Below are 25,065 nucleotides of genomic sequence, written 5' to 3' on the forward strand. Positions count from 1 at the left end.
GCTCCTAAAAAAACTCTATGCCATTATCATCTTGATGCAACTTGCCACCAAAAGCGGAATGTCTCTCTTTAGCCTTTTCAAGGGCACCGGTCAACCTTGATTCCATCTTGTCAATGCTTTCGGCCGTATCCGCATCGCTTTCACTCAATGAACGTAAAAAATGTTTAATGTTCTCCTGAACACTCTCGATCGCCTCAATGGTCGCACTCAGCTGCTGCGATATGATGTCTTGGTACTGCATCGTTTCCAACGTCTCATCATCGGGGAGAATTCCGTTTCGTTCAATCAATTGTACAAATTTAAGCTGCGCTTTTTTGGTTAAATCGATTGTTTCGGACTCTACGCTTTTAATATGCTCAAGGAGCGTATCAAGGGTATGCAGAAACATCATAACCGCACTTCCCTACGCCAATCGCAATACGCGGCCGATGGCCTGTTTCAACTGTGCCGGATTGAACGGTTTGACAATCCATCCCGTAAGACCCAGCGCTTTCCCCTGCTGTTTCAACTCATCACGCGTCTCGGTCGTCAGCATCAATACCGGAGTACGGGCCGTTCCCGCTATCGTACGTAGCTCTTGCAAAAATTCGAATCCGTTCATTACCGGCATGTTCATATCGGTAATCACCAGATCCGGAGTGACTCCGTTTCGGATATCTTGCAACGCGTCGACCGCACTTAAATACTGTTTGACCTCAATCGGCATCGTATCGGTCACCATTCGCGTGGAAGCGAGGGCGGTTTCACTATCGTCTACAAACATTACTAATGGCATTATTTTCCCCTTTTTTTCTATGATTATTTTTGATAAATTAATGTGGAATCAATTTTTTTGGCCTTGTACACCGACGTGATACGGCTCATATATTCCGCATGTCCCAGCAATACGTATCCGTCCGGATTCAACATATCGTAAAAGGTCATGGCGACCTCTTTACGGCTGGCGTCATCGAAATAAATCAGCATATTACGCGAAAAAATGATATCGAATTTTCCCAGTTGCCGCATCTGTGAACGATCAAAAACATTGGCCACTTTAAAATCCACCGTTCCGATCAGATCGTCGATCAGGTCATACCCCAGCGGACGCGCTTTAAACCACCGGTTCAGCACCGGCTTGGGGATGGCATGGATTGAACGTTCGGTATATTTTCCCGCTTTGGCTTTACTGATAACGGTCGAATCGATATCGATTCCGACCACTTCGATATCGCGTTCCTCTACGATTTTCCCCTCTTCGAGGATATGGAGGATGATGGAATAGGGTTCTTCTCCCGTCGAACTGGGGGCCGACAAAATCCGGATCGGCAGATGCTTCGGACGCTTCGCGTGCAGTTCGGGCAAAATCCGCCCCACGACAACCTCGAACTGCTCTTTTTCACGGTAAAAGTAGGTCTCATTGACGGTGATGCCGTTGACCAGCGATTGGAACTCGTTTCCGTCTTTGTCTTCAAACCGAAGAACGTAAAAATATTTTCGAAACGAGTCGGCCCCGATCGTTTTGCACCGCCCGTCAATGTATTTTGCCAATTTATCGTAATGTTTCTCCGCCTCCAGAAAAATTCCGGTTTTTCGGTAAATAAATTCACCCATCTTTTGAAAATCAACCGTTGAAAGAAGATATCCCATCCTTTACCCCCGAATCGAGCGGATTGCGTTATCGATCGCAAAGATGACATAAGGGTCGTCAAAACGCCCTTTCAATGACTCCAGGAGAGGGATATCGGCAGGCTGGCCGATCTCTCCCATATAATCGACCGCCGTCATCGCGACATTGACATCTTTTTCATGTTCCAGCAGCTCCACGAGCATTTCACGTGATTCGGCAAAATTGACATCCCCCAATACGTTGATCGCAAAAATACGCAGATCACGGTCATCGCCGATTAGAAATTTGACAATATAGTACTTGATCGCATCGCCGTAACTTTGAAGCGTCGTAATCCCCAGATTTCGGATATAGGCGTTTTTGACTTTCAGCAAATCCATAACCGCTTCGATAGGGGCCCGCCGTTTATCCATTCCGCAGAGGAGCGAAGCGATATAACTTGCCATGTCTTTATGGATAAAGGGGCTCTCGACAAGGAGGCGGATCAACATTTTCCCCCCTCCCTCAAATTCGGCAATTTGCGCTACGGCGTAACTTTGCTTCTCAAAATTCCCCTCATTCGCATGGTAATACTCTACCGCCTCATCCAGGATGGAAAATTCGGGGAACGCTTCAACGACCGGCGCCGAATGATTTTTGATTAATGCCATAACATTCTCCTAACGCAATACCGCAAGGGCTTTTACAATTTTTGGGAAAGGGAGCTGTTGTACCACTCCGCCGCGCTCATACGCCTCTTTGGGCATTCCGTAGACGGTTGCCGTCTCTTCGCTCTCGCCGATCGTAAATGCACCCGCTTTTTTAACGGCAACCATCCCGTCCGCTCCGTCATCGCCGATCCCGGTCAACAGCACCGCAATGATCTGATCTCCCCGAAATACCTTCAGCGCACTCATCAGCATCTCATTCACGCTCGGCTGAAAAAACTGGTTGTTTTTATTGTGCTCTTCCCGCAAAACAACCTTCCCCGACACTTTTTTCGCGAAATGCAGATGGGTCCCCCCCTTTGCCACATAAATTCTCCCGGAGAGAAGTTCCATATTGCTTTTGCTCTCCACTACCGGAAGGGTACTGGCGCGGTCTAGCCGCGTTGCGAATGCTGCCGTAAACTGCTCCGGCATGTGCTGAACGATGCACACCGGATAGGGGAAATTCGACGGCAAAGCCGTACATATCTGCTCAATCAACCCCGGCCCCCCCGTTGAAGCGCCGATTAGAACGATCTTGGCAAACTCCCCCCCGTTGCCGGAAGGTTCCGCCTTGAGTTTCTCCCGTATCGGGCGTCGCGTACGTACGTCGCCCGTCTGTCCCGATTCACGCCGTACCCCTTTTTGAAGACGTCTTGGGGGAATACGGCTCAGGGATTTTACTTTTTGCAAAATATCGGCGCGATTTTCCTCTTTGCCGATGTTCATCGTTCCGGGTTTGGCGATATAATCCACCGCCCCCAGCTCCAATGCTTCCATCGTGATATTGGCACTCTCGGTCGTGAGGGAACTAATCATCAGAATCGGTGTCGGGCGCTGTGCCATAATTTTATCAACGGCGCTCAACCCGTCCATAACCGGCATATTGATGTCCATCGTAATGACATCGTATTGCTGTGCTGTCGCTTTTTCAACCGCTTCCGCACCGTTTCGGGCAGTATCGATCTCGAATCCCAGTTCGGATATGATCTCCGTGAGCTGTTTGCGTACCAATGCCGAATCATCCGCAATCAACACCCTCTTCATCGTATCCCCTCTGCTGCATACAGCGCCCTTAAATCAAACAACAAAACCAACCGCTTCCCTTCCTCAAACCGTAATACCTGTGAAAACAATGACCCCTGTTCCGGATCGTCGAGAATTTCACTGGAGCGTATCTGCATCACATCACTCACAGCATCGACAAAAAAGCCCATTCTCCCTTTCGGAGTATGGCATACGATAATTTTTTGTTCGTTCCCCGGTTTCATCCGCAATCCCAATCGCCGATGGAGTGAACCGATCGTGACGATCTGCCCCCGTATGTTGATCACCCCTTCGACGATTGCGGGGGCCTGAACCACCGGAGTCACTACCGTCGTATCAATAATTTCAGACACCTCTTCAATGGCGATAGCATACTCTTCGCCCCCAAGCTTGAACACAACCGCTTCCATGACGATGTCATTGTGTTGTCTCTCATCGGAAACATCGGAGGAGATAATGATCGCGTCGTTTTGAAGGATGATCTCCTCAATGACCCGTTCGCCCAATAATGAAATCAGGCACTCCGGATCGTGGATCACCCCCGAAACCCTTTCATGCTGACTGCTGCTTGAAAATCGTTCTACCTGCTTGGTGGCGTACTCTTTTATATCCACAATCTCATCCACAATCAGCCCGATCGTTTTACCGTTTCGATGGGCAACAAGGATCCGGTTTTTTTCGCTGCGAATCGGTTCAAATCCGCAATAGAGGCGTAAATCCGCAACGACGAGAAGTTCATCACGCAACGACATCATACCGGCGATTTCAGGACCCGCTCCGGCCAATACGGTCAAATCGTGATGGGCGCCGAGTATCTCATGAAGAGTATCGATCTCCAAAGCATACGTCTCTTCCCCCATTCGAAAGAGGAGATAGCGTTCGGTCGTGCTATCGTGCTTTAAGGAGATCCCTTCGCATCCGTTTTTTTCGTTGATACTCTGTGCTTCAAACGTATCTTGATGTATCGCCCCTATGATTCGGCCGACATCGAGGATCTGAATTAATGCCTCTTCATGATGATAAATCGCAACGATCGGATCATCCGCGTTCTCTACGTACTCGATATTGGCAGGGTCAATCGTAATCGACACCACCACTTCCGGAACGATCAAAGCCGATGAAGCATACGGCTCCTGAAGACTTAAGACTCTCCCCTTCGCCGAGGTGATATCCACTTCCCCCATCCCCAATACGGCATTCATGTCTACGGCGGTCATAATATTGCCTCCGACCGCACATACTCCACGTACCGTATCGGGGCTCAGGGAGAGCGGGGTCAACTCCGGAATGCGAAGTATCTGTCCGATGGATCCCGTCGAGATGCCGAAGCAAACTTTATCGCGGCAAACGATTAAAATCTCTTCGATAGGCATCAGATTCAGCCTTGTTGAAGCTCATCCGCCATTACGGCGAGCTCTTCAACCCCTTCTCCGATATGATGAACCGTCTCGATAATCAATTCACTCGCTTTACGCGATTCCATGGCATTGCGCGCAGAGAGTTCAACCGCTTTTTGGATTTCACTCACCCCGATCAACCCCTGATTAAGCCCTTCAATGTTTTGATCGTTAATCGATTTGAGCCCGGTAAAACGGTCCAACAGATCGATCAGCATCGTCGTAATCTTATCGATTTCATGAATAAGAACCGTGATCTGATCCTTTTCCACCTCCTGATTTCCAAGGAGTTTAAGCCAATCGGTCCGTACGGTATCGATCTCGGCATTCATCGATTCAATCGTATCATTGATCTTATCCGTATTGCTTTCGGAATCTTTTGCGAGATTGCGGATATCGGCGCTTACCACGGCAAACCCCTTTCCAAAATCCCCGGCACGTGCCGCTTCAATCGAGCCGCTGATCGCCAGCATGTTGAGCTGAATAATGCTGTTCGAGATGCTTCCGACCGTTTTATCAACATTACGGGTCTCTTTGACGATCACATCGAGTTCGTTACTCGCGCTGCTCCCCTCTGCGATAGAGGCGGAAAAATCGTTACTGATACCGGTCATTGCCGCTTTTACTTCGGTAAACGAAACTTTCAGCAAATCAAAATTGCGACGTGCGATTTCAATAAGCTTATTGATATCCTTGGATGCGGCAAGACCGTTTTCAAAGAGCTCTTTGTTCATTAACGCGCTCTGATTCGTTGACTGGGAGGCCGCCTCAATCTGATTCAGGGCCGTAGTCACCTCTTTGAGAGAGCTTTGGATATCGTCCATCGACGAACTGATGGCATCGGCGGATGCGGCGATCTCTTCGGCCGATTTCATCGTATCGGTCGAATATTTGAGCTCTTCGGAGAGGGTATTGAGCTCTTTGATGTCCTCTTCGGTCTGAACCAACGAATTGGACTGAATCTCGATCCCGTTGAGCGTTTTTTCGACGGAACGGGCAATATTGACCGATGCATCGGCAATATCCTTGCTTCCGTCATTGATCTGGGCGACGTAATGACTCAGATTCTGGGTGTAGACGTTCATATTACGGGCCGCTTCCACCGAATAAACGGCAATTTTCGTCAGCTCTTCCATCTTCAGGCTTAATGCGGTTCCGCGCCCTCCGGTGGTTTCGATGATATCCGTCGTGCTGACGATGCTTTTGATAATATTATCAATGCTCTCTTGAATTTTATTCACGAGTTTGGAGATAAATTCGGCATTTTTTTCGGATTCACCGGCCAACGCACGCGTCTCATCCGCCACAACGGCAAACCCTTTACCGTGCTCTTTGGCTCGGCTTGCTTCAATCGCGGCATTGAGGGCGAGAAGGTTGGTCTGATCGGCAATTTTAGCGATAAATCCGACCGCCTCACCGATGTTTTCGGAGGAGGCTTTCAGCTCTTCGGATTTCTTGGATGACGTTTTGGCGACATTGACCGCACCCGTCATCCGCATTACCGAGGTACTTATCGTCCCCACCGCACTCATAATATTGTCTCCGGTTGCCAGGGTTGATGAGATCACCGTATCAATCGTCGAACTCATCCGACCGATATTTACGTTAATGCTACGGACATTTTTAAGGGCCTGTTCGCTCGCTCCGCTATTCTCTTCCGCAGCCGTCGCAATCTGCTCCATTGAGCTCTTAAGCTGTTCAATCGCGCTGACGCTCTCCTGAGCGTTGTCCAAAATCGTTGTTGCTACGCCGGCAATACTTTCAGAAATCTGTTGTTGCTTGGCCAACGTACGCTGACGTCGCTTATCAGGTCCTCCCGCAATACTCGATACAGGGGTGAAATCGCCTCGTTTTACTAATGCCATAATCGTTTCTCCTTAATCTAACGTCGTATAGAGTGCTTGAGCTTTTTTAATCTCGTCACGGGAAGGTTTAACCCGAATCGAAACATACTTAATCTTGCCGTTTTTGTCGGTGGAACGCAATACCGTCGCATAAACCCAGTAATACCCTCCCCCTTTTCGGGAGTTCTTGACATACCCCGTCCAAAAACCTTTGCTTTGGACATCATCCCATAACGATTTAAAAGCCGCACGCGGCATATCGGAATGGCGGACAACGTTATGCGGCTGACCCAGCAAATCGGAAGCTTTCCATCCGGCAACTTTCAAGAAGGAGTCGCTGGCGTACGTTACAATCCCTTTTTCATCCGTTTCGGACAATAAATAAAGATCGTCATAGAGCACCTCCCCATCTTCCAAAAAGGTCAAACCCTCTATTTTTGTCGTATCACTGTTTTTGCTCATCACGTACCCCCCTTACAGAGACTATAATTGAAGATAGCATATCGCTTGGTTAATAAAATCGGACTGAAAGGAGAAGTTTTACGACTTTTTTATCCGCTTATCGGGCCAAAAGCAGGGGGGTTGCCCCTTTGTGTAGCGATTGGTGACAGCCCTCTCCTTCTGTGGAAATTTTTATTCTGCGGGTTTTGTTTGTGTATCACATTTTTCAGAATTACTTTCAAAAATTCGGAGAGCATGCTACAATACGCCACTTTCGCCAACGAGGTTTTATGCATCTTTTTTTACTCTTATTCTCCCTTGCCGTCTCACTGACGGCGATTGAGGGATACACGGGAAAAACATCCCTGATCATTCTCGATTCCCCTAGCGGTTTTATCACGCTGGAGGATAAAAATATCAGCGTTTTGGCCCATCCCGTTGATCGAACACGGGGAATGGCCCTTATTCCGATCGACTATTACGCTTCTGCCGGTGATTACAACATCTCCTGGACTACCCCGGCGATAACACGGACCTTGCCTCTGCATATCTCCATCGCCTCGTATCCGACCGAAACCCTTAGCGTCGATCCCGCAAAAGTGACCCCTCCTCCGGAAGCAATGGAGAGGATAGAGGCCGAAAGTGCCCAAGCCAAAGCCATTTACGGCCACTTTACCCCGATTCGCTACTGGAACAAACCCTTCATCCGCCCGATCGAATCCAATACGACCAGCGCGTACGGCTCAGCGCGTACCTATAACGGATCGCTTAAAAGTTATCACGGAGGGATCGATTTTCGAGCCCTCACTCCGACTCCGGTGCAAGCATCCAATGCGGGTATCGTGGTGCTGACGCAAGATCGCTATTATTCGGGGGGGACGGTCATTATCGATCATGGAGAAGGGCTCTATAGCTGCTACTTCCACCTCAGCCGCTATGACGTCAAGCCCGGGGATCTCGTTTCCCGGGGGCAGATCATCGCCCTTACCGGGGCAAGCGGACGGATCACCGGGCCGCATCTGCACTTTGGCATGATGGCAAACGGGATACAGGCCGATCCCCTTGACCTCCTCCTTCAGCTCAATGCCCTGTTCCCTGAACCAAAGAGACCCCTATGAAACGACTCCTCTTTTTACCCCCTTTGATTGCCGCACAGCTCAGCGCTTTTTCAACCACAAACGTCCAATACCTTTACGGAAATTTCGAAGGGCCGACGTTTCTGGATACCCAAAGCGGAAGCAAACAGACGGTAACGGCAGAGCATTACCGCACCTGGGAGTACGGGGATCTTTATGCCTTTAGTGATTATCTCTATGCACCCGAAGGGCTCCGGTTTACCGATAAAAAAAATGATCTTTACGGTGAGATTTCACCTCGCATCAGTTTGAATAAAATGGCCCATCTACCCTCCTCGCAAGGGTTGGTTAAAGAGTGGTACGGTGCGTTTCAATACAACCGCTCCGATACCTATCATGCCTGGCTGTATGGGGCCGGATCGGATCTCTCCATCCCCGGATTTAGCGTTTTCGGTCTCAACCTCTATCGAAAAATACAAAATATCGGGGATGACACCTATCAACTCTCCGCCAACTACACGCTTCCCCTAAACGATCAATGGCATATCGAAGGGTTTTTGGACTGGACGACACGGGATTTTTTGAGCCAAAATCAACTTTTATTCAATCTCTCTCCCGTACTGGGAATAGTCAAGGGAAAAGTTCATCTGGGGACGGAGTGGCATTACTACCATGAAAATAGATTCCATCAGGAGAACGATCGGTTTCAAGCCATGATCAAATATACATTTTAATCTTTTTTAAGGGCGACCCAAACAAAACCGCCTAAACCGATGCTGACGAAAACTACTAAAAAAACAATTTGAAACCAATCCGCTCCGCTCACGATACCCCTTTTAACTCTTGCTCTTTGAGCTGTCCGCATGCGGCACTGATATCAAGCCCTTTCGAGTCGCGAATCGTGCACAATACGCCGTGTTTAATCAGATACTCCTGAAATTTCACCATATCTTCCCGGCTGGGACGTTGATAATCAGATCCCGGATAAGGATTAAAATAGATCAAATTGACTTTGGCCTTGATCCCGCTTAAGAGCTTGACCAATTTTTTCGCCGATCCCAAATCATCGTTTTTATTTTTGATGACAAGATACTCAAACATCACCCTCTTTCGCATATCAATCGGAAACCGTTTTACCGCTTCGATAATCGAGGCGATATTATACGCTTTATTCATCGGAATCAGTTCACTGCGAAGCTCATCATCCACGGCATGAAGGGAAATCGCAATATGGACTCCCAAATCCATTGCCCCCAGCTTGTCGATCTTGGTGCTCAAACCGCTGGTCGATACCGTCTGCCGTTTACCCGAAATCGAGAGCCCCTCTTCGTCTTTGAGGATTGTGATCGCTTTGGCGAGGTTATCGAGATTGTCCAGCGGCTCCCCCATCCCCATGTAGACGATGTTCAAACGGCGGTGGGCGGCGAGGTTATTATCCATTTTCACCGCTAATACCTGCGCTACGATCTCTCCGGCGCTCAGATCGCGGGTAAACCCCCCCTTCGCCGTCAGACAAAACGAACACCCCACCTTACACCCCACCTGCGTAGAGACACAGACGGTGAAGCGGGCTTCGTGTTCGATATTCCCCTCTTCGTCGATGGATTCATCTTTCATCTTGAGCCATACCGTTTCGATCGTCTTCCCGTCGCTGAGTTCAAACAGATACTTGATCGTTCCATCACTGGAACACTCTTTCCGGGCAATTTTGAGGGGCATAATTTCATAACCGGACGCCAACTCTTCACGCATCGCTTTGGGAAGATTTGCCATCTCATCAAAGCTCATCGCATACTGGTGATAAATCCACCCCCAAATCTGCTTGGCACGAAACGAGGGTTTCACTAAATTAGCTAGTTCCGCTTTGGTGTAGTCGAGGATACACTTTTTATCCACGGATGAGTCCTTTCTCTTTTAGATGTTCACGCAATAACACCTTTGCAAACCCGTGATGGGCAATAAAATCGCGGTGGGCATTGGCATCGCAATAATTCGTGATGCAGAAAACTCCCCCCGCAGGAATCCCAAAAACTTGTGCGACACGCATAACGCTGAAAAACTCCATGTTTTCAATCCCCATCCCGAGCGTTCTCATCTGCTCCATCGCCCGCTCTGATGTCGTGATGTAATTCGAGGAGTTGACGATAACATCTTTGATCGCTTCGGTTTGTGCCGAAACGACGTTATCAATGGGAGTATAGGCATTTTTATCCAAAAACCCTAACTCGATGTTAGCCGCCGTTTTAGACTCGACGATATCATGGATTTTGTATTCGCCATAACTTCCGGCACTCCCGACGAAGAGGAGAAATTCGGGTTTGTGAACCAAACAATGACGGGTGAGATTGATCGCACCGTCGATCAGCCCTACCCCAATGGGGGTCGCAAAATCAAACGTTTCGTTATTGCCGGCACATAATATCATTTATTTCTCCACCCATTTAAAAATATCCAAAATTTGTATCGTATGCTCAGTGATTTTATAGATCACCGTGTAACCTTTGTAGGTCAAATCGCGGTAGTGATCATCCTCATAATAATTGGACTGGCGATATTTATAGGGGAACTGAACCAAATTTAAAATATGTTTATCAAGTTCTTTGGTGAAAATTTTTGCGGCAGATGGTTTGTCTGTGGCAATGTATCGGACGATAGAGAAGAGAGCGACAAGATATTTCTTATCTTTTTGGATAGTCATTTTTGAATGCCGAGTTGGTTTTCCAAAAAATCATCCATCAGTCTTTCGTATTCTTCCTGCGTGTAATACTCTCCGTTTGCAATCCGTTTTTCAGCTTCCGCCACACGACGGTGTACCTCTTCGACACTGCTGACGATCACATTTACGGGTAATTCATTCTCTATGATCCGTACTTTTTTATCTTTCACAAAACTGTCAACTATCGCTTTGAAATGGGGAAAAAAATCGTCTTCGATTTTTAAACTCAACGTTTGCATTGCCCCCTCCTTTTCAAAATTTACTTGCTTTAATTATAACCGATTTTCAACTTTATAACCGGACCGGAATACCGTTGGCATTCAAATAGCGCTTGAGATCCATGATGTCGATCTCTTTGTAATGAAAGATGCTCGCCGCAAGTGCCGCATCGGCACCGTGCTCAAACGCCTCGCGGATATGTTCCATCGTCCCCGCGCCGCCGCTGGCGATAACCGGAACATTCACCGCTCGGCTAATCTGCTCGGTAATGGAAAGATCAAATCCGGCTTTAGTCCCATCGGCATCCATAGAGGTGAGGAGAATCTCCCCCGCACCGCGGTCAACCACCTCTTTAGCCCATTCCAACGCATTAATCCCCGTATCGATCCGCCCGCCGTTGAGATAGACGTTGTAGTGATCTCCGGTTTGCTTGACGTCGATCGCGACGACGATACACTGGCTTCCGAAACGCTTTGCCCCCTCATTGATAAACTCAGGGCGTTTGATAGCAGAGGAGTTGATACTTACTTTATCGCATCCCACCGCTAGGAGTCGATAAATATCATTGAGTTTGCGGATTCCGCCGCCGACGGTGAGGGGGATAAATACCTCTTTTGCCACCTGTTCGACGATATGGACGATCGTATCGCGCTCTTCATGCGATGCGGTAATGTCGAGAAACGTCAGCTCATCCGCCCCCTCTTCATTGTATCGCTTGGCTACCTCGACCGGGTCACCCGCATCTTTGAGACCGACAAAGTTGACCCCTTTTACGACACGGCCGTCTTTAACGTCGAGGCACGGGATAATTCGTTTGGCAAAATAGTTAGTGTTCATGGGCTACCTTGGATGCAATCATTCGGTAAATTATACCCCCCATTACCAAAAGTAACGATAAAAAGAAAATTTTGCCAAACTTCAATAAAAAGGTTAGAAAATAGTTTTTTTTTTGGTTTAATAGGGGATTAACACTTGGTTCGGTATACTCCAGACAATGCAAAATCGTGCCGCCATCGCCAAAAAGAAATTTGGCCAAAATTTTTTACGTGACCATACTGTTTTGGCACAAATCATCCAATCGATGCCCGATACGCCTCACCGTATCGCCGAAATCGGGCCTGGATTAGGTGATTTAACTAAGTATTTAGTTGATGTCAAAAGTGTTACCGCTTTTGAGGTCGATACCGACTTGTGCAAGCATTTACAGCACCATTTTGCCGATGCCATCGCTACCGAAGCTCTGACCCTCCGATGCGGAGATGTGTTAGAGACTTGGAAGAGTGAGCTTTTGGATGAACCGTACGATTTAGTGGCCAATTTGCCTTACTATATTGCAACGAATATTATCCTCAAAGCCCTCGCCGATCCGGCGTGCAAAAATCTGCTTGTCATGATTCAGCGTGAAGTGGCGGAAAAATTTTCCGCCGCTCCCAACGAGAGAGCTTTCGGAGCCCTCAGCGTCATAGCGCAAAGCGTAGGAGATGTCAGCATTGTCCTGCATGTGCCGCCCAGTGCGTTTGAGCCAGCCCCGAAAGTCGATTCTGCCGTACTGCTCATTTCAAAACGTGCGAATCGTAACGATGAAGGGTTTGAAGATTTTTTACGCGTCGCCTTTACACAGCCGCGCAAAACCCTTCACAAAAATCTCACCTCACGCTATGGGTCACAAGAGATCGAAAATGCTTACCGCATACTCGAACTTGAACGTACCCTGAGACCTCATCAGCTCGGCACTTTGGACTTTCACCGGCTCTATTCCATTTTACAATAGTCTTTCAAGACTATCCGTTAAAGTATCGAACCATTATTTTAAAAATCAGCACACTATTGCCGAGATTTAGGCACTGTGCATCCAAAGGAAATCCTTATGACTGACGACAAAACTGACACACAACCACAAACTCCGGAAGGAGAAGCCCCGCGACGTCCCAATAATCGCAGACCTTTTCGCAATCGACCGCCTCGTAACGACCGCCCTGTCGGCGATAGCGCTGTCGTAAACGAAGGGGAGAGCGCTCCATCCGATCGTCCGCGCAATGACAATCGACCTCCGCGCAACGATAACCGTCCCGCGCGTGACAATAATCGACCTCCGCGTGAAAACAGAGGGGCAAACGACACCCGTCCCCCTCGCAATGACAACCGTCCGCCTCGCAACGACAACCGCCCGGCACGTACCGAACGCCCTGCAGAGGATAATGCCCTAGCCGTTGACGCCCGTCCTGCACGCGATCGCGGCCGTGGCGGACGCCGTGGCTCTCCAAGTGCACCGATTGACAGTAACCTCCGTGATTTTGTCAATCAAAACCAAGAAGCACACCGAAATCGGCTGAATCCGCACTATAAACTCAATCTGGACAGTAACGAGAAAGTCCGCATCACGCCGTTGGGCGGTTTGGGCGAGATCGGCGGAAACATCACCGTTATCGAAACCGAAAACGAAGCGATTGTTATCGATATCGGGATGAGTTTCCCGGATGAAGAGATGCACGGCGTCGATATTTTGGTCCCGGATTTCACCTATTTACGCGAAATTCGCAAAAAAATTGTAGCCGTTATCATCACCCACGCCCATGAAGACCACATCGGAGGGGTCCCCTATCTCTTCAAAGAGATGCAGTTCCCGATTTACGGAACCCCGCTTCCTCTTGCCATGATCGGTAACAAATTTGACGAACACCATATGCGCGATTTCCGCCGCTATTTCAACCCGATCGTCAAGCGGGTACCCTATAAAATCGGTAACGAATTTGAAATCGAATGGATGCATATGACCCACTCGATCATCGACTCTTCGTCGTTGGCAATCACCACCAAAGCGGGGACCATTATCCATACCGGTGACTTCAAAATCGACCATACCCCGGTTGACGGATATACGGCAGACCTCCACCGTCTGGCCCATTACGGTGAAAAAGGGGTTCTGTGCCTCCTCTCCGATTCGACCAACTCGTACAACAAAGAGTGGACGCCAAGTGAACTGACCGTTGCTCCGGGCTTTGACCGCATTTTCTCGAAAGCGGAAGGGCGCATTATCATGTCGACGTTCAGCTCAAACATCCACCGGGTGTATCAAGCTATCCAGTACGGCCTCAAATACAACCGTAAAGTCTGCGTCATCGGACGTTCCATGGAGCGTAACCTCGAAGTGTGTATGCAATACGATTACATCAAACTTCCGAAAAACATCTTCATCGATGCCGAAGAGGCCAATCGCATGAGCGATAAAGACGTCCTGATCGTCACCACCGGAAGTCAGGGAGAACCGAGTTCGGCCCTTTTCCGGATGGCAATCGGCGAGCATCGCCACATTAAAATCAAACCGACCGATCTTATCGTCCTCTCCGCCCGTGCGATTCCGGGGAACGAGGGATCGATCTCAGGGATGCTTAATTATCTACAGCGTGCCGGTGCCCGCGTCGCCAACGACCGTGATATTCACGTATCGGGCCACGCAAGCATGGAGGAGCAAAAACTGATGCTCCGCCTCACCAATCCGAAATTTTTCCTTCCGGTACACGGCGAGTACAACCATATCATGAAGCATAAAGACACCGCGATCACCTGCGGCGTCCCGGAGCGCAATATCCTCCTGATGAGCGACGGAGACAGTATCGAAGTGGGAACCAAGTTTATGCGCAAAGCCAAAACGGTCAAAACCGGGAAAACCTACATTGATAACCAAAATAATTATCAAATCGAAGACGACATCGTTATCGATCGTCAGAAAATGGCTTCTGAGGGGATGGTCGTCCTTGTAGCACAGGTGAGCTCCGCAGATTCACATCTGCTTTCCAAGCCCCTTGTCACGAGCTTCGGCCTCGTAGCCGACCGTCACGACAAAGCGTTTGCCCAAGAGATGGAAGACGTACTCGAGCACTTCCTTGTCAACCTCAAGCCGGGGCTCATCGAAAATCCCAAAGCGCTTGAAAACGATCTGCGTCAGGTAGTCCGTAAACATATCTACCGCAAAATGAAAAAATATCCGCTTATCGTTCCGCACGTTTTTGTAATGTAATCCCCGTCATCCTCGGACTTGATCCGGGGATCCATCCAAAAAAGTTGGATTCCCCCCTTTGCGGGAATGACGAATGATTCTTTTTTTAATCCCTTCTTCGCTATACTCTCCTAAACTCTAACAAAGATTTATCATGAAAGTAACCCTGCATCATTACACTCCTCTTGTAATTTGCTCCGATGCCATCCGTACCTGCTGGCAAAGCTTTGACAAAAGCGATAACGGCGGTGATGTAGACCGCGCCCTCATAGACCGCGTCGGAAATAAATTCAAGCATGCCTCCACATTGGAGCATATCGTCTATAACTTTTATATCGAAGGGGTCAGCCGTGCACTTCTGCAAGAGCTTGCCCGCCACCGTATGGCAAGTCTCTCGGTTAAAAGTACCCGATATACCTTAAAAGAACTCAAAGACGAAGCACCCTTTACCCTTGAGGAGAAAGTGCGTGCCGAAAAATATCTCGTTATGACCGGTGTCGATATCGTCGATCAAATGAGCCTCAAAGCCCTTGAAAATCTCCGCATCGTTTTGGCGGATGGGATCAGCAATGATCGAGCCAAATACTGCCTCCCCGAAAGCTACAAAACGGAACTCACCTGGAGCATCAATGCGCGGAGTCTTCAAAACTTCCTCTCGCTACGCAGCGATAAGGCCGCTTTATGGGAAATCCGGGATTTGGCAAATACGGTTTACGAAACACTCCCTGAAGAGCATCGCTATCTGTTTGAAAATTCTCTCAAAGGAGACCATTAATGATGAAAAAAAGTCTACTGTTTGCAATAACAATGACGCTATTGGCTGCCGGATGTGCCCAAAAACAACTCGTAATTAACGGGCTGATATGCCCGCAAGGGCACACGGAGGAGCTTATCAAGTCCGATTTTAGAGAGTGCCGCTATTATGATTTGAAAGCTGCTACCAACGCATCAATGCCTCCGCTGACGATCGAGTGCAAAACCTGCCTGGAAAAGAAGGGATACAAAGTCGAACAATAAACGCTATTCCCTCTGCGGAATAGTTTCACATACACTCCATACATTGCTGCTAACAAAAAAAATCAATCGAAGTCATCGGTGTTAAAAAAGATAAGAAGAGGAGAGTCAAGACCGCAAAGGTCTTGATTTTATTTAGAGGGCTGCTTTTGCTTGAGCGGTGAGGGCTGTAAAAGCCGCTGCATCGTTCATAGCCATGTCAGCAAGGATTTTGCGATCAAGGTCGATGTTGGCACGTTTAAGGCCGTTCATGAATACTGAATAGCTCATTCCGTTTAGGCGGCACGCCGCATTGATACGGATAATCCACAATTTACGAAATTCACGTTTTTTCTGTTTGCGGTCACGGAATGCATACACGAGACTGCGCTCAAGTTGCTCTTTCGCTTTACGGAAATGTTTGTGACGCGCACTATAGAAACCACGTGCTAGTTTCAAGACTTTCTTATGACGTCTGCGTCTTACGACACCTGTTTTTACTCTTGGCATTTTTTTCCTTTCTTGACCCGGTTCATTTCAATTTTAATGACAGGGTGCCGCTTTGCGGACTTGCCCAGCTAGGCTGGAGAGTTTAACGGTAGCGCTAAATTAGGCTACGATCATCTTTTTGATGTTTTTAACATCGACAGCAGCAACCACTTTAGGGGTGTTTTGCTTGCGACGAGTTCCTGCATCCTGTTTTGTTAAAATATGGCTGCGGAATGCGCTACCACGTTTTACTGTGCCGTTTTTCTTTACTTTGAAGCGTTTAACCGCCCCTTTAACCGATTTCATTTTTGGCATCGACTTGATCCTTTCGCAAAAATTCTCTAAATGAGACGCGAATTATACCATAAAAAAGCTTTTTATTTGATGTTAAACACTAAAAGGAGCAATGCGAAGAATGAAAATAGAATTCTGCCTCGAACGAGGCAAGCTTCAGTGCCTTAGCGGCTAGCGTAGCCAAAGGGATGGATTCCGTGTCGGAGCACGGAATGACGAGAGGGTGAAACTATTTTTTGTCGTCTTTTTTCGGATGGATCATCATGTTACAATAACGCCCTTCCATCGCCGGAGCTTTGTACATTGTCCCGACATCCTCAACCATCGGCCAGACACGTTGTAGCACCGCCACAGCCGATTCCGGATGGGCCATTTCACGCCCCCGCAAGAATACGCGGAAATGGACGTGCTTCCCCTCTTCGAGGAACTCACGCGCATGTTTTACTTTATAGCCGATATCGTTATCGGCAATTTTTACCGAGAGCTTGATCTCTTTGACTTCGACTTTCGTCTGCTTTTTACGTGCCTCTTTTTTCTTCTTCTCTTCTTGGTAGTGAAACTTACCGTAGTCCATGATTTTTGCAACAGGGGGTTTCGCATCTGGAGAGATAAGAACCAAATCCAATCCCAGTTCGTTTGCTTTACTCATCGCTTCCTGAATCGAAACGATACCTAATGCTTCTCCGCCGTCAACTACACAGCGTACTTCAGGGACCCTGATATCATCGTTCATCAGGACTCGGTCTTGTTTTTTAATCAAAAATGCACCTCATTAATTTTTTCTTTTATCAAAGTGAGAAATTGCTCTTCACTTAAATTGTATTGTTCACGCTTGCGTCGATCACGCACAGCGACACTTTTTGCGTTTACCTCTTCATCTCCCAAAACGATGATCATCGGAACACGCCCTTTTTCCGCTGTACGGATCCGCTTATTAAGACTGTCGTTTTTATCAAAAATCTCATAATCCGCACCCATATCGATCAGCTTATCTCCCAGTTCACGCGCATAGGCAACGTGCGATTCCGCAATCGGAACAATCGCAACCTGTGTCGGTGCGATAAACATCGGAAATTCGCCAGCGTAATGCTCCGTCAATATACCAATAAAACGCTCAAATGAACCTAAAATTGCCCGATGAATCATTACCGGCTGAATTTTAGCGTTCTCTTCGCCGTTATATTCCAGCTCAAAACGTGCCGGCAGGTTAAAATCAAGCTGAATTGTTCCGCACTGCCATTCACGCCCGATCGCATCGGTGATCTTGATATCGATTTTCGGACCGTAAAATGCTCCGCCCCCCTCATCGATTTCATACGGCAGCGCATGCTTATCCATCGCCGATTTCAAGGCATTGGTCGAAATCTCCCAAACCGCATCGTCGCCGACCGCTTTTTCCGGCTTGGTAGAGATCATCATTTTGTAATTGAACGTGAACGTACTCATAATTTTATCGACAAAATCGACCACTTCGATAATCTGCTCTTCGATCTGATCGGCAGTACAAAAGATATGGGCATCGTCTTGGGTAAATTCACGTACACGGAAAAGGCCGTGAAGGGCTCCCGTCATCTCATGACGATGAACGATCCCGTATTCGAAATATTTGAGTGGGAGATCGCGGTAGGAGTGCAAATCATGCTCATACACTTTGATATGTCCGACACAGTTCATCGGTTTGACACCGAATTCGATCTCATCAATATTGGTGAAATACATATTTTCACCGTAGTTTTGATAGTGCCCGCTCACTTTCCACAAATCCGAACGGAGCATCTCCGGACCGCGTACCGGTTCATAGCCGCGCTTTCGGTGTGCTTTAAAAAGCAGCTGCTCCAAACGCGACCTCATCCGTGCACCGGCAGGGAGCCAGATCGGGAATCCCGGTCCAACCTCCTCACGAAAAGTAAAGAGCTTCATCTCGGCACCGATCTTACGATGGTCACGCTTCTCTGCTTCGGCAACCATCTCCAAATGGGTTTTAAGGGTCTCTTTATCCGCAAAAGCGATACCGTAGATACGGGTCAGCATCTCATTTTTGCTATCACCTCCGAGGTAGGCACCCGAAATTTTGGTCAATTTAAAATAACGGATCAATCCTACGTTCGGAAGATGCGGTCCGCGACAAAGGTCTTCAAAATTGCCTTGCTTATAAATCGATACGGTTTCACTCGGAATTCTTTCCATGACCGCCTGCTTGAGATGATCATCGGCAAATTTAGCGCGCGCTTCCTCTTTGGTGATTTCATACCGCTCAATCGGCTGTTTCCCTTTTGCAATCTCAAGCATCTTTTTCTCAATCGCTTTAAGGTCCTCTTCTCCGATTGTCTCTTTTACTTTAAAATCGTAATAAAACCCCTCTTTGACTACCGGCCCTACGAAAAATTCCGCATCGGTATAAAGTGCCTTGATCGCTTCTGCCATCAAATGAGCACATGAATGGCGAAGTACTTCGAGTGCATCGGGAGAATTGTCAAACGCAATCTCTTCTCCGCTAATCCCCAAAGCCTGCGCGGTTTGCAAATCGAAAATCTGATCATTATTTTTGATCGCGATAATATCCATAACGGTAACCTTGTAAAAAGAATCTGATAAAAGTTGCGCGGATTATACGTTACTATTGATTGGTTTGAGTTTAAATCTTGAAAGTATAGGAGAAATTTAGAGTTTGACTGCAGATAAATGGTGGTCCCAACAGGACTCGAACCTGTGACCACTACCTTGTCGAGGTAGTGCTCTACCAACTGAGCTATAAGACCATTTCTTTGTGAGAGTGAAATATTAACCAATCAGAGGTTAATATTTCTTTAAAGATGAATCAACTTTTACAGAACTTGGGCTTCATATTTAAAATCAAGAGCCAAATCACCGCAAAATCAATCATGACGTCGGCAAAATTAAAGACCGCAAAATTAAATCCGCAATGCCAATAGACATAATCCACCACTCCGCCGTGAATAAAACGGTCGGCAACGTTGGATAACCCTGCCCCCGTCATGATACCGGCAGGAATCAGGTAGCACGATTTTTTAAGCCACAAAGTATATCCAACCACTCCGACCAAAAGGGTGAGCTGTATCCATTTAAGGGCCTCTTCCAAAAAGGCGAACATCGAAAAGGCGACCCCTTTATTATAGACCAAGATCAGATCAATACACTCCGTGTAATAGCGAAATCCATCCACAAAAAGGGCTTTTATCGTTTGGTCAACGGTAAGGATTCCCCCCATCACCAGTATCAAAAGGAGAAACGATTTAGCCATTCAGCGCCTTCTTGAAAAAATCGACCAAACGCTCCATACAATTTTCCATGGCTTTGGCATCTTTCCCTTCCAATAAAATACGCAGTTTATTTTCCGTTCCCGAATAGCGGATCAAATGACGCAGGTGTGACGCCTCTGCCAACCGAAGTTCCTCCTCCAGTCCCTCAATCTGATTCAGCGGTTTTTTGATTTCAACTTTAATATTGACCAATTTCTGCGGATAAAGGGCAAACGGACGGAGGAGTTTACTCGCTTTCCCCCCTGAGGTAAGAAGCAATCCCAAAATTTGCAATGCACTGACCAAACCGTCCCCGGTTTTAGCGAAATCGCTCATAACGATATGACCGCTTTGTTCACCGCCGAAATTGATCCCATGCTCACGCATTTGTTCCAAAACATATTTATCCCCGACATTGGCACGATACAGCTTTAGCCCATGCGCTTCCATCATATCTTCCAGCGCTTGATTGCTCATTACGGTAGTAACGATTCCGCCCCCTCTTAACTGACCGTTTTTATGCAGATAAAGGGCCAGTGCCCCCAATATCTGGTCTCCGTCTATCTCATCTCCGTGTTCATCCACGACAATAAGACGATCGGCATCCCCATCAAGGGCCAAACCGATATCGGCACGATATTTTTTAACCGCATGGCGGAGATCTTTGGTATGGGTCGCACCGCACGCTTCGTTAATATTAAAGCCGTTTGGCTTATCATGCAGAACGATCACTTCCGCTCCAAGTTCTTCAAGGACGGTGGGACCGACGAGATAGCCGGCTCCATTCGCCGTATCCAATACGATACGCAGCCCCTGCAGCGTCAGATCACGAGAAAATGAATTCTTCAGCTGTATGATATAACGGCCGATCACATCGTCAATCCGTTTGGCTGAACCGATCATTTTACCGGTCACGTACCCCTCGACCAAACGTTCCCGGTCATTGGCAATCGCTTCGATCTGAGCTTCAATCTCCTCGGACAATTTATTTCCGTGTGCATCAAAAAACTTGATTCCGTTGTCTTCAAACGAGTTATGGCTGGCAGAGATCATAATTCCGGCATCACACCGCATATTTTCGGTTAAAAAAGCGATGGCCGGAGTCGGCATCGGACCGATTTGAACGACATCATACCCTACTGCCGTCAAACCGCTGACAATGGCATTCTCAATCATATAACCGCTTCGACGGGTATCTTTTCCTACTAAAATTTTCTTGGTTCTGGCCCGCTCACGAAAATAGATTCCTGCCGCCATTGCCACACGCATGGCCAATTCCGCCGTTAAAAACGATCCCGCTTCTCCGCGTACTCCATCTGTTCCAAAAAGTTTCATTCTAATTTTTTCCCTTTTTACTCTAAATTTTAGGATTTTTGACGATGCGTCCATAAAATTTAACTTAAATTTAATTATCTTTAAGGTAGTATTCTACCCTAAAAAAAATTCGACAAGGATAAATGCCATGGCAAACCATAAGTCAGCATTGAAACGTATCCGTCAGACTGAAAAGCGCACAGAGCGCAACCGGTTCTATCGTACGCGTATTAAAAACATCGTTAAAGCAGTCCGCACCGCACTGGATGCAGGCAACAAAGAAGAAGCACAAGCAGCTCTTGTTATTGCAAATGCAAACCTTCACAAATATGTTAGCAAAGGTGTCTTGAAAAAAGAGACCGCAGCACGTAAAGTAAGCCGCCTTCACCTTGCAGTAAACGCGTTATAAATTTTAAACGCCGAAGGAGCGAATACCGTTCACTCTTTCGTCTACGCCGCTATGGCACTGAATCTTGCCTCTATCGAGGCAAATTTTCCTCTTGATACCTTTTTAGGGAACCACAACCATGTTATCCGATAAACTCACCCCTTTTATCAACCGTTACAACGAACTCAGTGATTTACTCAGTGCTCCGGATATCGGTTCTGATATCAAACGTATGACCGACCTCTCCAAAGAGCAATCTTCCCTTCAGGCAATCGTTACCAAAGCGACCGAATACAAAAAACTCCTCGCCGATATCGAAGAGAATAAAACCCTGATATTTGATGCGGAACTCGGCGAACTCGCGAAAGAGGAGTTAAAATCGCTCGAACCGCTGGTAGAACCTCTTGAAGAGGAGATCAAGAAACTCCTTATCCCCGCCGATCCCAACGACAAGCGCAATATCTACATAGAGCTTCGTGCCGGAACGGGAGGGGACGAAGCGGCGATCTTTGTCGGCGATTTGTTTAATGCCTATGTCCGATATGCCGATCTCAAAGGGTGGAAGATTGAGCTGATGAGCACCAGCCCTTCCGATGCGGGAGGATTTAAAGAGATTATCGCCCTCATCAAAGGGGAGCAAGTCTACTCCCGTCTCAAATCCGAAGCGCGAACCCACCGCGTCCAGCGCGTCCCTGCAACAGAATCTCAGGGACGGGTCCACACCTCAGCCATTACCGTTGCCGTCATGCCCGAAGTGGATGATGTCGAGATCAATATCAACGAAAGCGATCTTAAAATCGACGTCATGCGCTCCAGCGGGTGCGGCGGACAAAGTGTCAATACGACCGATTCGGCTGTCCGGATCACCCATATCCCCAGCGGCATCGTCGTCAACAACCAGGATGAAAAATCGCAGCACAAAAACAAAGATAAAGCGATGAAAATCCTCAAAGCGCGTCTGTACGAAATGCAGATCCAAGAGGCGAAAGAGAAAGAGATGAATGAGCGCAAGGAGCAAGTGGGGACCGGGGACCGTTCAGGGCGTATCCGAACCTACAACTACCCTCAGAACCGTATCTCCGACCACCGCATCACCCTCACCCTCTACCGCCTTGAAGAGATCATGCAGGGGGGGTTGATGGACGATATCATCGAACCTTTGATTGCCGACACCCAAGCCAAAATCATGGAGAGAGCAGGATTATAAATTCATTAAAATCGCTTGCGATTTTCAGAGAAACATTTTCGTTTTCAGCGAAAAACGGTTCCCTTGTTTTGGGCTTCCTGCCGAAGGAAACCCAGTGTTAACGTAGCCAATCGGGACGTGTTCCGATGGCGTTTACAATCTCCAGTAGGTCTCAAAAACCCCTTTGACTTCCCCTTTAAACGTAATCGTCCCCTCGTCAAGCCCGAGATAGAGCGTCTCTCCGCTTTTCGGGAATACTTGAGTTTTTTCACCCACTTTTCCCTCTTGATTGGCTCGGTAAAATGAAGCTGCCATCCCGGTTCCGCACGCCAATGTCTCATCTTCAACCCCGCGCTCATAGGTACGGACGCGAAGTGTCCCATCAAGGTTGACACTCGCGATATTAACATTGGCATTGTAACGGTGCCGAAGTGCACGTGCCATATCGATATTAAAATGGTCGATATCGGCATCAAAAGTAATCAAATGGGGAACGCCGGTATCGATCAGCCACCACCGCATCCCCCCCTCGTCAATCTCTTTTTCCAGAATAAGGGGAGGAGTCAAATCGCTTTGTACCATCTCTCCATCCACCTGAGCTTTGATCACTCCGGCTCCGGTCAAAAAGGCCATTTTAGCTTTTGCAAGACCGAATCGGTGGGCATAATGGGCACACGCACGGCTGCCGTTTCCGCACATGGAAGCGGTTGAGCCGTCCGCATTGTAAAACTGCCATTCAAAGTCAAACTGCTCGTGCGGGATCAAGACGATCAAGCCGTCTGCTCCGATCCCGTTTTGCCGGTCGCATAATTCACGGGCCAAAAGCGAGCGGTCTTGATTGTCAAATGCATGAAAAATGACGAAATCGTTTCCGCTGGCGCAGTATTTTGCGATTTGGTACATCGTGGATCCTCCGGATAAATAGGTGTAATTATACCTTAGGGGCGGGATAGAGCGCTTTAATAGTTTCCACAAACCGTTCACATTCGGCTTGCAGATGTTTCAGATTGGCAGAATTGTCGATGACCCACGTCGCACGGGAACGTTTCTCATTGATATCCATCTGACTCTCGATACGGCGCAGCGACTCTTCTTGCGAAAATCCGTTACGCTTCATAAAACGCTCCAGCTGAAGCTCTTTAGGGGTGTAAACCACAACCGAATGCTCTATCGGGTAGGCATTGGTCTCGAAAAAGAGGGGTATATCGATAAGATAGGGGTATTTAAGCCGGTCTTGTTTTTCACTCTCTTCTTCGATGGCCGTACGAATTTTGGGGTGAAGAAACGATTCAAGCTCTTTTTTAGCCTCCGGATCGGAAAAGATCCGTTTTCCCAATTCTGCTCGGACAACTTTACCTTTATCGATATATTCCGGACCGAAATGTTCTGCTACCCACATACTGTTTTCATCCAGAATACGGTGGGAAATAGCATCGGCATCGATAATACGAAGACCGTTTAGCCCCATCAGGGAAGCGACGGTGCTTTTCCCCGTTGCAATCCCTCCGGTCAGTGCGATAGCGTATCGGTAGGGCATCAGTTCCGGATAATGCCGAGGTAATTTTTGCGGATGTACTGCGGCATCGCAAATACGCCGATGTGCACGTCGCAGTTGTAAAACTGTTGCCCTTCAAGTAGATCACTCCGCTGCAAAATCAGATCGGCCGTCGGATGATACTCTTTCGAGCACAACAGTAGCGTTGACCCCGCGCCGTTGTAATAGGGCATGATGATTTTAAAATAATTCCCCAAAATCTGCATGAGCTTGGTATTGGCCGCAACATCGTCCAGATCCGGATGTTTCAGAACCGTCAATCCGTCCTCTTTCAGAATACGGTTGACATGGGCCAGTACCGCACCGTCATCGCACAACGTATCGAGTAAAACGATATCGGCACTTTTGTCCGCACTGTTACGGAGCGTTTCCAGCAGATTTCCTGTCCCCTCAAAAACCGTTTCAATTCCTAGGTAGCGTGCCAATTCACCCTCTATCAATTCGGCATCATCGCTGATGACGAGAAGCAATTGAGGATTTTTATGGGTACACAGGGGAACATGCACCATCATTTCGGGATAAATAAACGTTTTCATAAATGGATTAATCTCTTT

At 47.8% G+C, this 25,065-nt stretch carries 30 protein-coding genes and 1 tRNA gene; 8 read left to right on the forward strand and 23 right to left on the reverse strand.

Features of this window, described 5'->3' with window-relative positions; genetic code table 11:
• Positions 1–4: 4 nt before the first annotated feature.
• The 8 genes from M0P91_RS01495 to M0P91_RS01530 are packed head-to-tail and all read right to left on the reverse strand — an operon-like array spanning position 5 to position 7,045.
• Positions 5–391, reverse strand: coding sequence for a hypothetical protein (locus tag M0P91_RS01495; RefSeq protein ID WP_295063492.1), 387 nt, complete (start codon positions 389–391; stop codon positions 5–7).
• Positions 392–403: 12 nt separating this feature from the next.
• Complete coding sequence (locus tag M0P91_RS01500; RefSeq protein ID WP_295063495.1) at positions 404–775, reverse strand: response regulator; 372 nt, start codon at positions 773–775, stop codon at positions 404–406.
• A gap of 23 nt (positions 776–798) precedes the next feature.
• Positions 799–1,629 carry a protein-glutamate O-methyltransferase CheR gene (locus M0P91_RS01505; protein ID WP_295063498.1) on the reverse strand — a complete coding sequence of 277 codons (831 nt, stop codon included), beginning with the start codon at positions 1,627–1,629 and terminating at the stop codon, positions 799–801.
• A gap of 3 nt (positions 1,630–1,632) precedes the next feature.
• Positions 1,633–2,259, reverse strand: coding sequence for a HEAT repeat domain-containing protein (locus M0P91_RS01510; RefSeq protein WP_295063501.1), 627 nt, complete (start codon positions 2,257–2,259; stop codon positions 1,633–1,635).
• Positions 2,260–2,268: 9 nt separating this feature from the next.
• Positions 2,269–3,342: a chemotaxis-specific protein-glutamate methyltransferase CheB gene (gene cheB / locus M0P91_RS01515; protein WP_295063505.1), complete on the reverse strand. Its 1,074-nt coding sequence runs from the start codon at positions 3,340–3,342 to the stop codon at positions 2,269–2,271.
• The gene (locus M0P91_RS01520; protein ID WP_295063508.1) at positions 3,339–4,715 is read right to left on the reverse strand and encodes a chemotaxis protein CheW; all 1,377 of its coding nucleotides are present in this window, start codon (positions 4,713–4,715) and stop codon (positions 3,339–3,341) included. Before M0P91_RS01520 ends, cheB begins: the two co-directional genes overlap by 4 nt.
• 5 nt (positions 4,716–4,720) lie before the next feature.
• Positions 4,721–6,604 (reverse strand): methyl-accepting chemotaxis protein, encoded by a 1,884-nt coding sequence (locus M0P91_RS01525; protein WP_295063510.1) that lies wholly within the window; start codon positions 6,602–6,604, stop codon positions 4,721–4,723.
• 12 nt (positions 6,605–6,616) lie between these two features.
• Positions 6,617–7,045: a PAS domain-containing protein gene (locus tag M0P91_RS01530; protein WP_295063512.1), complete on the reverse strand. Its 429-nt coding sequence runs from the start codon at positions 7,043–7,045 to the stop codon at positions 6,617–6,619.
• A gap of 269 nt (positions 7,046–7,314) precedes the next feature.
• Here M0P91_RS01530 and M0P91_RS01535 point away from each other — a divergent pair, with 269 nt between their 5' ends.
• Positions 7,315–8,142 carry a M23 family metallopeptidase gene (locus M0P91_RS01535; RefSeq protein ID WP_295063515.1) on the forward strand — a complete coding sequence of 276 codons (828 nt, stop codon included), beginning with the start codon at positions 7,315–7,317 and terminating at the stop codon, positions 8,140–8,142.
• Positions 8,139–8,834, forward strand: coding sequence for an outer membrane protein OmpK (locus tag M0P91_RS01540; protein ID WP_295063518.1), 696 nt, complete (start codon positions 8,139–8,141; stop codon positions 8,832–8,834). Before M0P91_RS01535 ends, M0P91_RS01540 begins: the two co-directional genes overlap by 4 nt.
• Before the next feature lie 88 nt (positions 8,835–8,922).
• Here M0P91_RS01540 and rlmN read toward each other — a convergent pair whose 3' ends face one another.
• The 5 genes from rlmN to hisF are packed head-to-tail and all read right to left on the reverse strand — an operon-like array spanning position 8,923 to position 11,872.
• The gene (rlmN, locus tag M0P91_RS01545) at positions 8,923–9,996 is read right to left on the reverse strand and encodes a 23S rRNA (adenine(2503)-C(2))-methyltransferase RlmN (RefSeq protein ID WP_295063521.1); all 1,074 of its coding nucleotides are present in this window, start codon (positions 9,994–9,996) and stop codon (positions 8,923–8,925) included.
• Positions 9,989–10,525 (reverse strand): purine-nucleoside phosphorylase, encoded by a 537-nt coding sequence (locus M0P91_RS01550; protein WP_295063524.1) that lies wholly within the window; start codon positions 10,523–10,525, stop codon positions 9,989–9,991. The genes rlmN and M0P91_RS01550 overlap by 8 nt, the downstream gene beginning before the upstream one ends.
• Positions 10,526–10,798 (reverse strand): type II toxin-antitoxin system RelE/ParE family toxin, encoded by a 273-nt coding sequence (locus M0P91_RS01555; RefSeq protein ID WP_295063527.1) that lies wholly within the window; start codon positions 10,796–10,798, stop codon positions 10,526–10,528.
• Positions 10,795–11,055 (reverse strand): hypothetical protein, encoded by a 261-nt coding sequence (locus M0P91_RS01560; protein WP_295063530.1) that lies wholly within the window; start codon positions 11,053–11,055, stop codon positions 10,795–10,797. Before M0P91_RS01560 ends, M0P91_RS01555 begins: the two co-directional genes overlap by 4 nt.
• A 52-nt stretch (positions 11,056–11,107) precedes the next feature.
• Positions 11,108–11,872 (reverse strand): imidazole glycerol phosphate synthase subunit HisF, encoded by a 765-nt coding sequence (gene hisF, locus M0P91_RS01565; RefSeq protein WP_295063532.1) that lies wholly within the window; start codon positions 11,870–11,872, stop codon positions 11,108–11,110.
• Positions 11,873–12,029: 157 nt separating this feature from the next.
• Between hisF and rsmA the strand changes: the two genes are divergently transcribed.
• The 4 genes from rsmA to M0P91_RS01585 all read left to right on the forward strand — a co-directional run bounded on the left by rsmA (position 12,030) and on the right by M0P91_RS01585 (position 16,049).
• A complete protein-coding gene (gene rsmA, locus M0P91_RS01570; protein ID WP_295063535.1) occupies positions 12,030–12,806 on the forward strand; it encodes a 16S rRNA (adenine(1518)-N(6)/adenine(1519)-N(6))-dimethyltransferase RsmA in 777 nt (258 codons plus the stop codon).
• Between the two features lie 96 nt (positions 12,807–12,902).
• Positions 12,903–15,053, forward strand: a complete 2,151-nt coding sequence (locus M0P91_RS01575) for a ribonuclease J (RefSeq protein WP_295063539.1) — start codon at positions 12,903–12,905, stop codon at positions 15,051–15,053.
• A 133-nt stretch (positions 15,054–15,186) separates the two neighbouring features.
• A complete protein-coding gene (gene thyX, locus M0P91_RS01580; protein WP_295063542.1) occupies positions 15,187–15,807 on the forward strand; it encodes an FAD-dependent thymidylate synthase in 621 nt (206 codons plus the stop codon).
• A 2-nt stretch (positions 15,808–15,809) separates the two neighbouring features.
• A complete protein-coding gene (locus M0P91_RS01585; RefSeq protein ID WP_295063545.1) occupies positions 15,810–16,049 on the forward strand; it encodes a hypothetical protein in 240 nt (79 codons plus the stop codon).
• Between the two features lie 132 nt (positions 16,050–16,181).
• Here M0P91_RS01585 and rplT read toward each other — a convergent pair whose 3' ends face one another.
• The 7 genes from rplT to glmM form a co-directional block, all read right to left on the reverse strand.
• Positions 16,182–16,535: a 50S ribosomal protein L20 gene (rplT, locus tag M0P91_RS01590; protein WP_295063547.1), complete on the reverse strand. Its 354-nt coding sequence runs from the start codon at positions 16,533–16,535 to the stop codon at positions 16,182–16,184.
• A 99-nt stretch (positions 16,536–16,634) separates the two neighbouring features.
• Positions 16,635–16,829: a 50S ribosomal protein L35 gene (gene rpmI, locus M0P91_RS01595; protein ID WP_295063550.1), complete on the reverse strand. Its 195-nt coding sequence runs from the start codon at positions 16,827–16,829 to the stop codon at positions 16,635–16,637.
• 208 nt (positions 16,830–17,037) lie between these two features.
• On the reverse strand, positions 17,038–17,565 hold the full coding sequence (infC, locus tag M0P91_RS01600) for a translation initiation factor IF-3 (RefSeq protein WP_295063976.1): 528 nt from the start codon (positions 17,563–17,565) through the stop codon (positions 17,038–17,040).
• Positions 17,565–19,373 (reverse strand): threonine--tRNA ligase, encoded by a 1,809-nt coding sequence (gene thrS / locus M0P91_RS01605; RefSeq protein WP_295063553.1) that lies wholly within the window; start codon positions 19,371–19,373, stop codon positions 17,565–17,567. Before thrS ends, infC begins: the two co-directional genes overlap by 1 nt.
• A 118-nt stretch (positions 19,374–19,491) precedes the next feature.
• Positions 19,492–19,567 (reverse strand) — tRNA-Val (locus M0P91_RS01610).
• Between the two features lie 59 nt (positions 19,568–19,626).
• Entirely contained in the window at positions 19,627–20,070 is a 444-nt protein-coding gene (lspA, locus tag M0P91_RS01615) for a signal peptidase II (protein ID WP_295063556.1), read from the reverse strand.
• A complete protein-coding gene (gene glmM / locus M0P91_RS01620; RefSeq protein WP_295063559.1) occupies positions 20,063–21,403 on the reverse strand; it encodes a phosphoglucosamine mutase in 1,341 nt (446 codons plus the stop codon). Before glmM ends, lspA begins: the two co-directional genes overlap by 8 nt.
• A gap of 127 nt (positions 21,404–21,530) precedes the next feature.
• On the opposite strand from glmM, the gene rpsT reads away from it, so the two are divergent.
• Together rpsT and prfA are read left to right on the forward strand one after the other, a co-directional pair.
• Positions 21,531–21,791 (forward strand): 30S ribosomal protein S20, encoded by a 261-nt coding sequence (rpsT, locus tag M0P91_RS01625; RefSeq protein WP_295063562.1) that lies wholly within the window; start codon positions 21,531–21,533, stop codon positions 21,789–21,791.
• A 118-nt stretch (positions 21,792–21,909) separates the two neighbouring features.
• Entirely contained in the window at positions 21,910–22,977 is a 1,068-nt protein-coding gene (gene prfA, locus M0P91_RS01630) for a peptide chain release factor 1 (protein ID WP_295063565.1), read from the forward strand.
• 132 nt (positions 22,978–23,109) lie between these two features.
• On the opposite strand, the gene dapF is transcribed toward prfA, so the two are convergent.
• The 3 genes from dapF to M0P91_RS01645 are packed head-to-tail and all read right to left on the reverse strand — an operon-like array spanning position 23,110 to position 25,047.
• Positions 23,110–23,859, reverse strand: coding sequence for a diaminopimelate epimerase (dapF, locus tag M0P91_RS01635; protein WP_295063568.1), 750 nt, complete (start codon positions 23,857–23,859; stop codon positions 23,110–23,112).
• Between the two features lie 28 nt (positions 23,860–23,887).
• Positions 23,888–24,493, reverse strand: a complete 606-nt coding sequence (gene coaE / locus M0P91_RS01640; RefSeq protein ID WP_295063571.1) for a dephospho-CoA kinase — start codon at positions 24,491–24,493, stop codon at positions 23,888–23,890.
• Positions 24,493–25,047: a spermidine synthase gene (locus tag M0P91_RS01645; RefSeq protein ID WP_295063574.1), complete on the reverse strand. Its 555-nt coding sequence runs from the start codon at positions 25,045–25,047 to the stop codon at positions 24,493–24,495. The genes coaE and M0P91_RS01645 overlap by 1 nt, the downstream gene beginning before the upstream one ends.
• Positions 25,048–25,065: the final 18 nt, after the last annotated feature.

The organism is Sulfuricurvum sp. (genome assembly GCF_023229695.1).
GTDB lineage: Bacteria > Campylobacterota > Campylobacteria > Campylobacterales > Sulfurimonadaceae > Sulfuricurvum.

Bases quoted from the DNA above. Each gene is read 5' to 3' on its own strand.
- coaE (WP_295063571.1), bottom strand. From the start codon at position 24,493: ATGCCCTACCGATACGCTATCGCACTGACCGGAGGGATTGCAACGGGG.
- rsmA (WP_295063535.1), top strand. From the start codon at position 12,030: ATGCAAAATCGTGCCGCCATCGCCAAAAAGAAATTTGGCCAAAATTTT.
- M0P91_RS01525 (WP_295063510.1), bottom strand. From the start codon at position 6,604: ATGGCATTAGTAAAACGAGGCGATTTCACCCCTGTATCGAGTATTGCG.
- prfA (WP_295063565.1), top strand. From the start codon at position 21,910: ATGTTATCCGATAAACTCACCCCTTTTATCAACCGTTACAACGAACTC.
- hisF (WP_295063532.1), bottom strand. From the start codon at position 11,872: ATGAACACTAACTATTTTGCCAAACGAATTATCCCGTGCCTCGACGTT.
- M0P91_RS01495 (WP_295063492.1), bottom strand. From the start codon at position 391: ATGATGTTTCTGCATACCCTTGATACGCTCCTTGAGCATATTAAAAGC.
- M0P91_RS01575 (WP_295063539.1), top strand. From the start codon at position 12,903: ATGACTGACGACAAAACTGACACACAACCACAAACTCCGGAAGGAGAA.
- M0P91_RS01500 (WP_295063495.1), bottom strand. From the start codon at position 775: ATGCCATTAGTAATGTTTGTAGACGATAGTGAAACCGCCCTCGCTTCC.
- dapF (WP_295063568.1), bottom strand. From the start codon at position 23,859: ATGTACCAAATCGCAAAATACTGCGCCAGCGGAAACGATTTCGTCATT.
- M0P91_RS01550 (WP_295063524.1), bottom strand. From the start codon at position 10,525: ATGATATTATGTGCCGGCAATAACGAAACGTTTGATTTTGCGACCCCC.
- M0P91_RS01520 (WP_295063508.1), bottom strand. From the start codon at position 4,715: ATGCCTATCGAAGAGATTTTAATCGTTTGCCGCGATAAAGTTTGCTTC.
- rpmI (WP_295063550.1), bottom strand. From the start codon at position 16,829: ATGCCAAAAATGAAATCGGTTAAAGGGGCGGTTAAACGCTTCAAAGTA.
- M0P91_RS01535 (WP_295063515.1), top strand. From the start codon at position 7,315: ATGCATCTTTTTTTACTCTTATTCTCCCTTGCCGTCTCACTGACGGCG.
- M0P91_RS01585 (WP_295063545.1), top strand. From the start codon at position 15,810: ATGAAAAAAAGTCTACTGTTTGCAATAACAATGACGCTATTGGCTGCC.
- M0P91_RS01505 (WP_295063498.1), bottom strand. From the start codon at position 1,629: ATGGGATATCTTCTTTCAACGGTTGATTTTCAAAAGATGGGTGAATTT.
- lspA (WP_295063556.1), bottom strand. From the start codon at position 20,070: ATGGCTAAATCGTTTCTCCTTTTGATACTGGTGATGGGGGGAATCCTT.
- M0P91_RS01540 (WP_295063518.1), top strand. From the start codon at position 8,139: ATGAAACGACTCCTCTTTTTACCCCCTTTGATTGCCGCACAGCTCAGC.
- thyX (WP_295063542.1), top strand. From the start codon at position 15,187: ATGAAAGTAACCCTGCATCATTACACTCCTCTTGTAATTTGCTCCGAT.
- M0P91_RS01555 (WP_295063527.1), bottom strand. From the start codon at position 10,798: ATGACTATCCAAAAAGATAAGAAATATCTTGTCGCTCTCTTCTCTATC.
- M0P91_RS01560 (WP_295063530.1), bottom strand. From the start codon at position 11,055: ATGCAAACGTTGAGTTTAAAAATCGAAGACGATTTTTTTCCCCATTTC.
- rplT (WP_295063547.1), bottom strand. From the start codon at position 16,535: ATGCCAAGAGTAAAAACAGGTGTCGTAAGACGCAGACGTCATAAGAAA.
- M0P91_RS01530 (WP_295063512.1), bottom strand. From the start codon at position 7,045: ATGAGCAAAAACAGTGATACGACAAAAATAGAGGGTTTGACCTTTTTG.
- rpsT (WP_295063562.1), top strand. From the start codon at position 21,531: ATGGCAAACCATAAGTCAGCATTGAAACGTATCCGTCAGACTGAAAAG.
- cheB (WP_295063505.1), bottom strand. From the start codon at position 3,342: ATGAAGAGGGTGTTGATTGCGGATGATTCGGCATTGGTACGCAAACAG.
- M0P91_RS01645 (WP_295063574.1), bottom strand. From the start codon at position 25,047: ATGAAAACGTTTATTTATCCCGAAATGATGGTGCATGTTCCCCTGTGT.
- glmM (WP_295063559.1), bottom strand. From the start codon at position 21,403: ATGAAACTTTTTGGAACAGATGGAGTACGCGGAGAAGCGGGATCGTTT.
- thrS (WP_295063553.1), bottom strand. From the start codon at position 19,373: ATGGATATTATCGCGATCAAAAATAATGATCAGATTTTCGATTTGCAA.
- M0P91_RS01510 (WP_295063501.1), bottom strand. From the start codon at position 2,259: ATGGCATTAATCAAAAATCATTCGGCGCCGGTCGTTGAAGCGTTCCCC.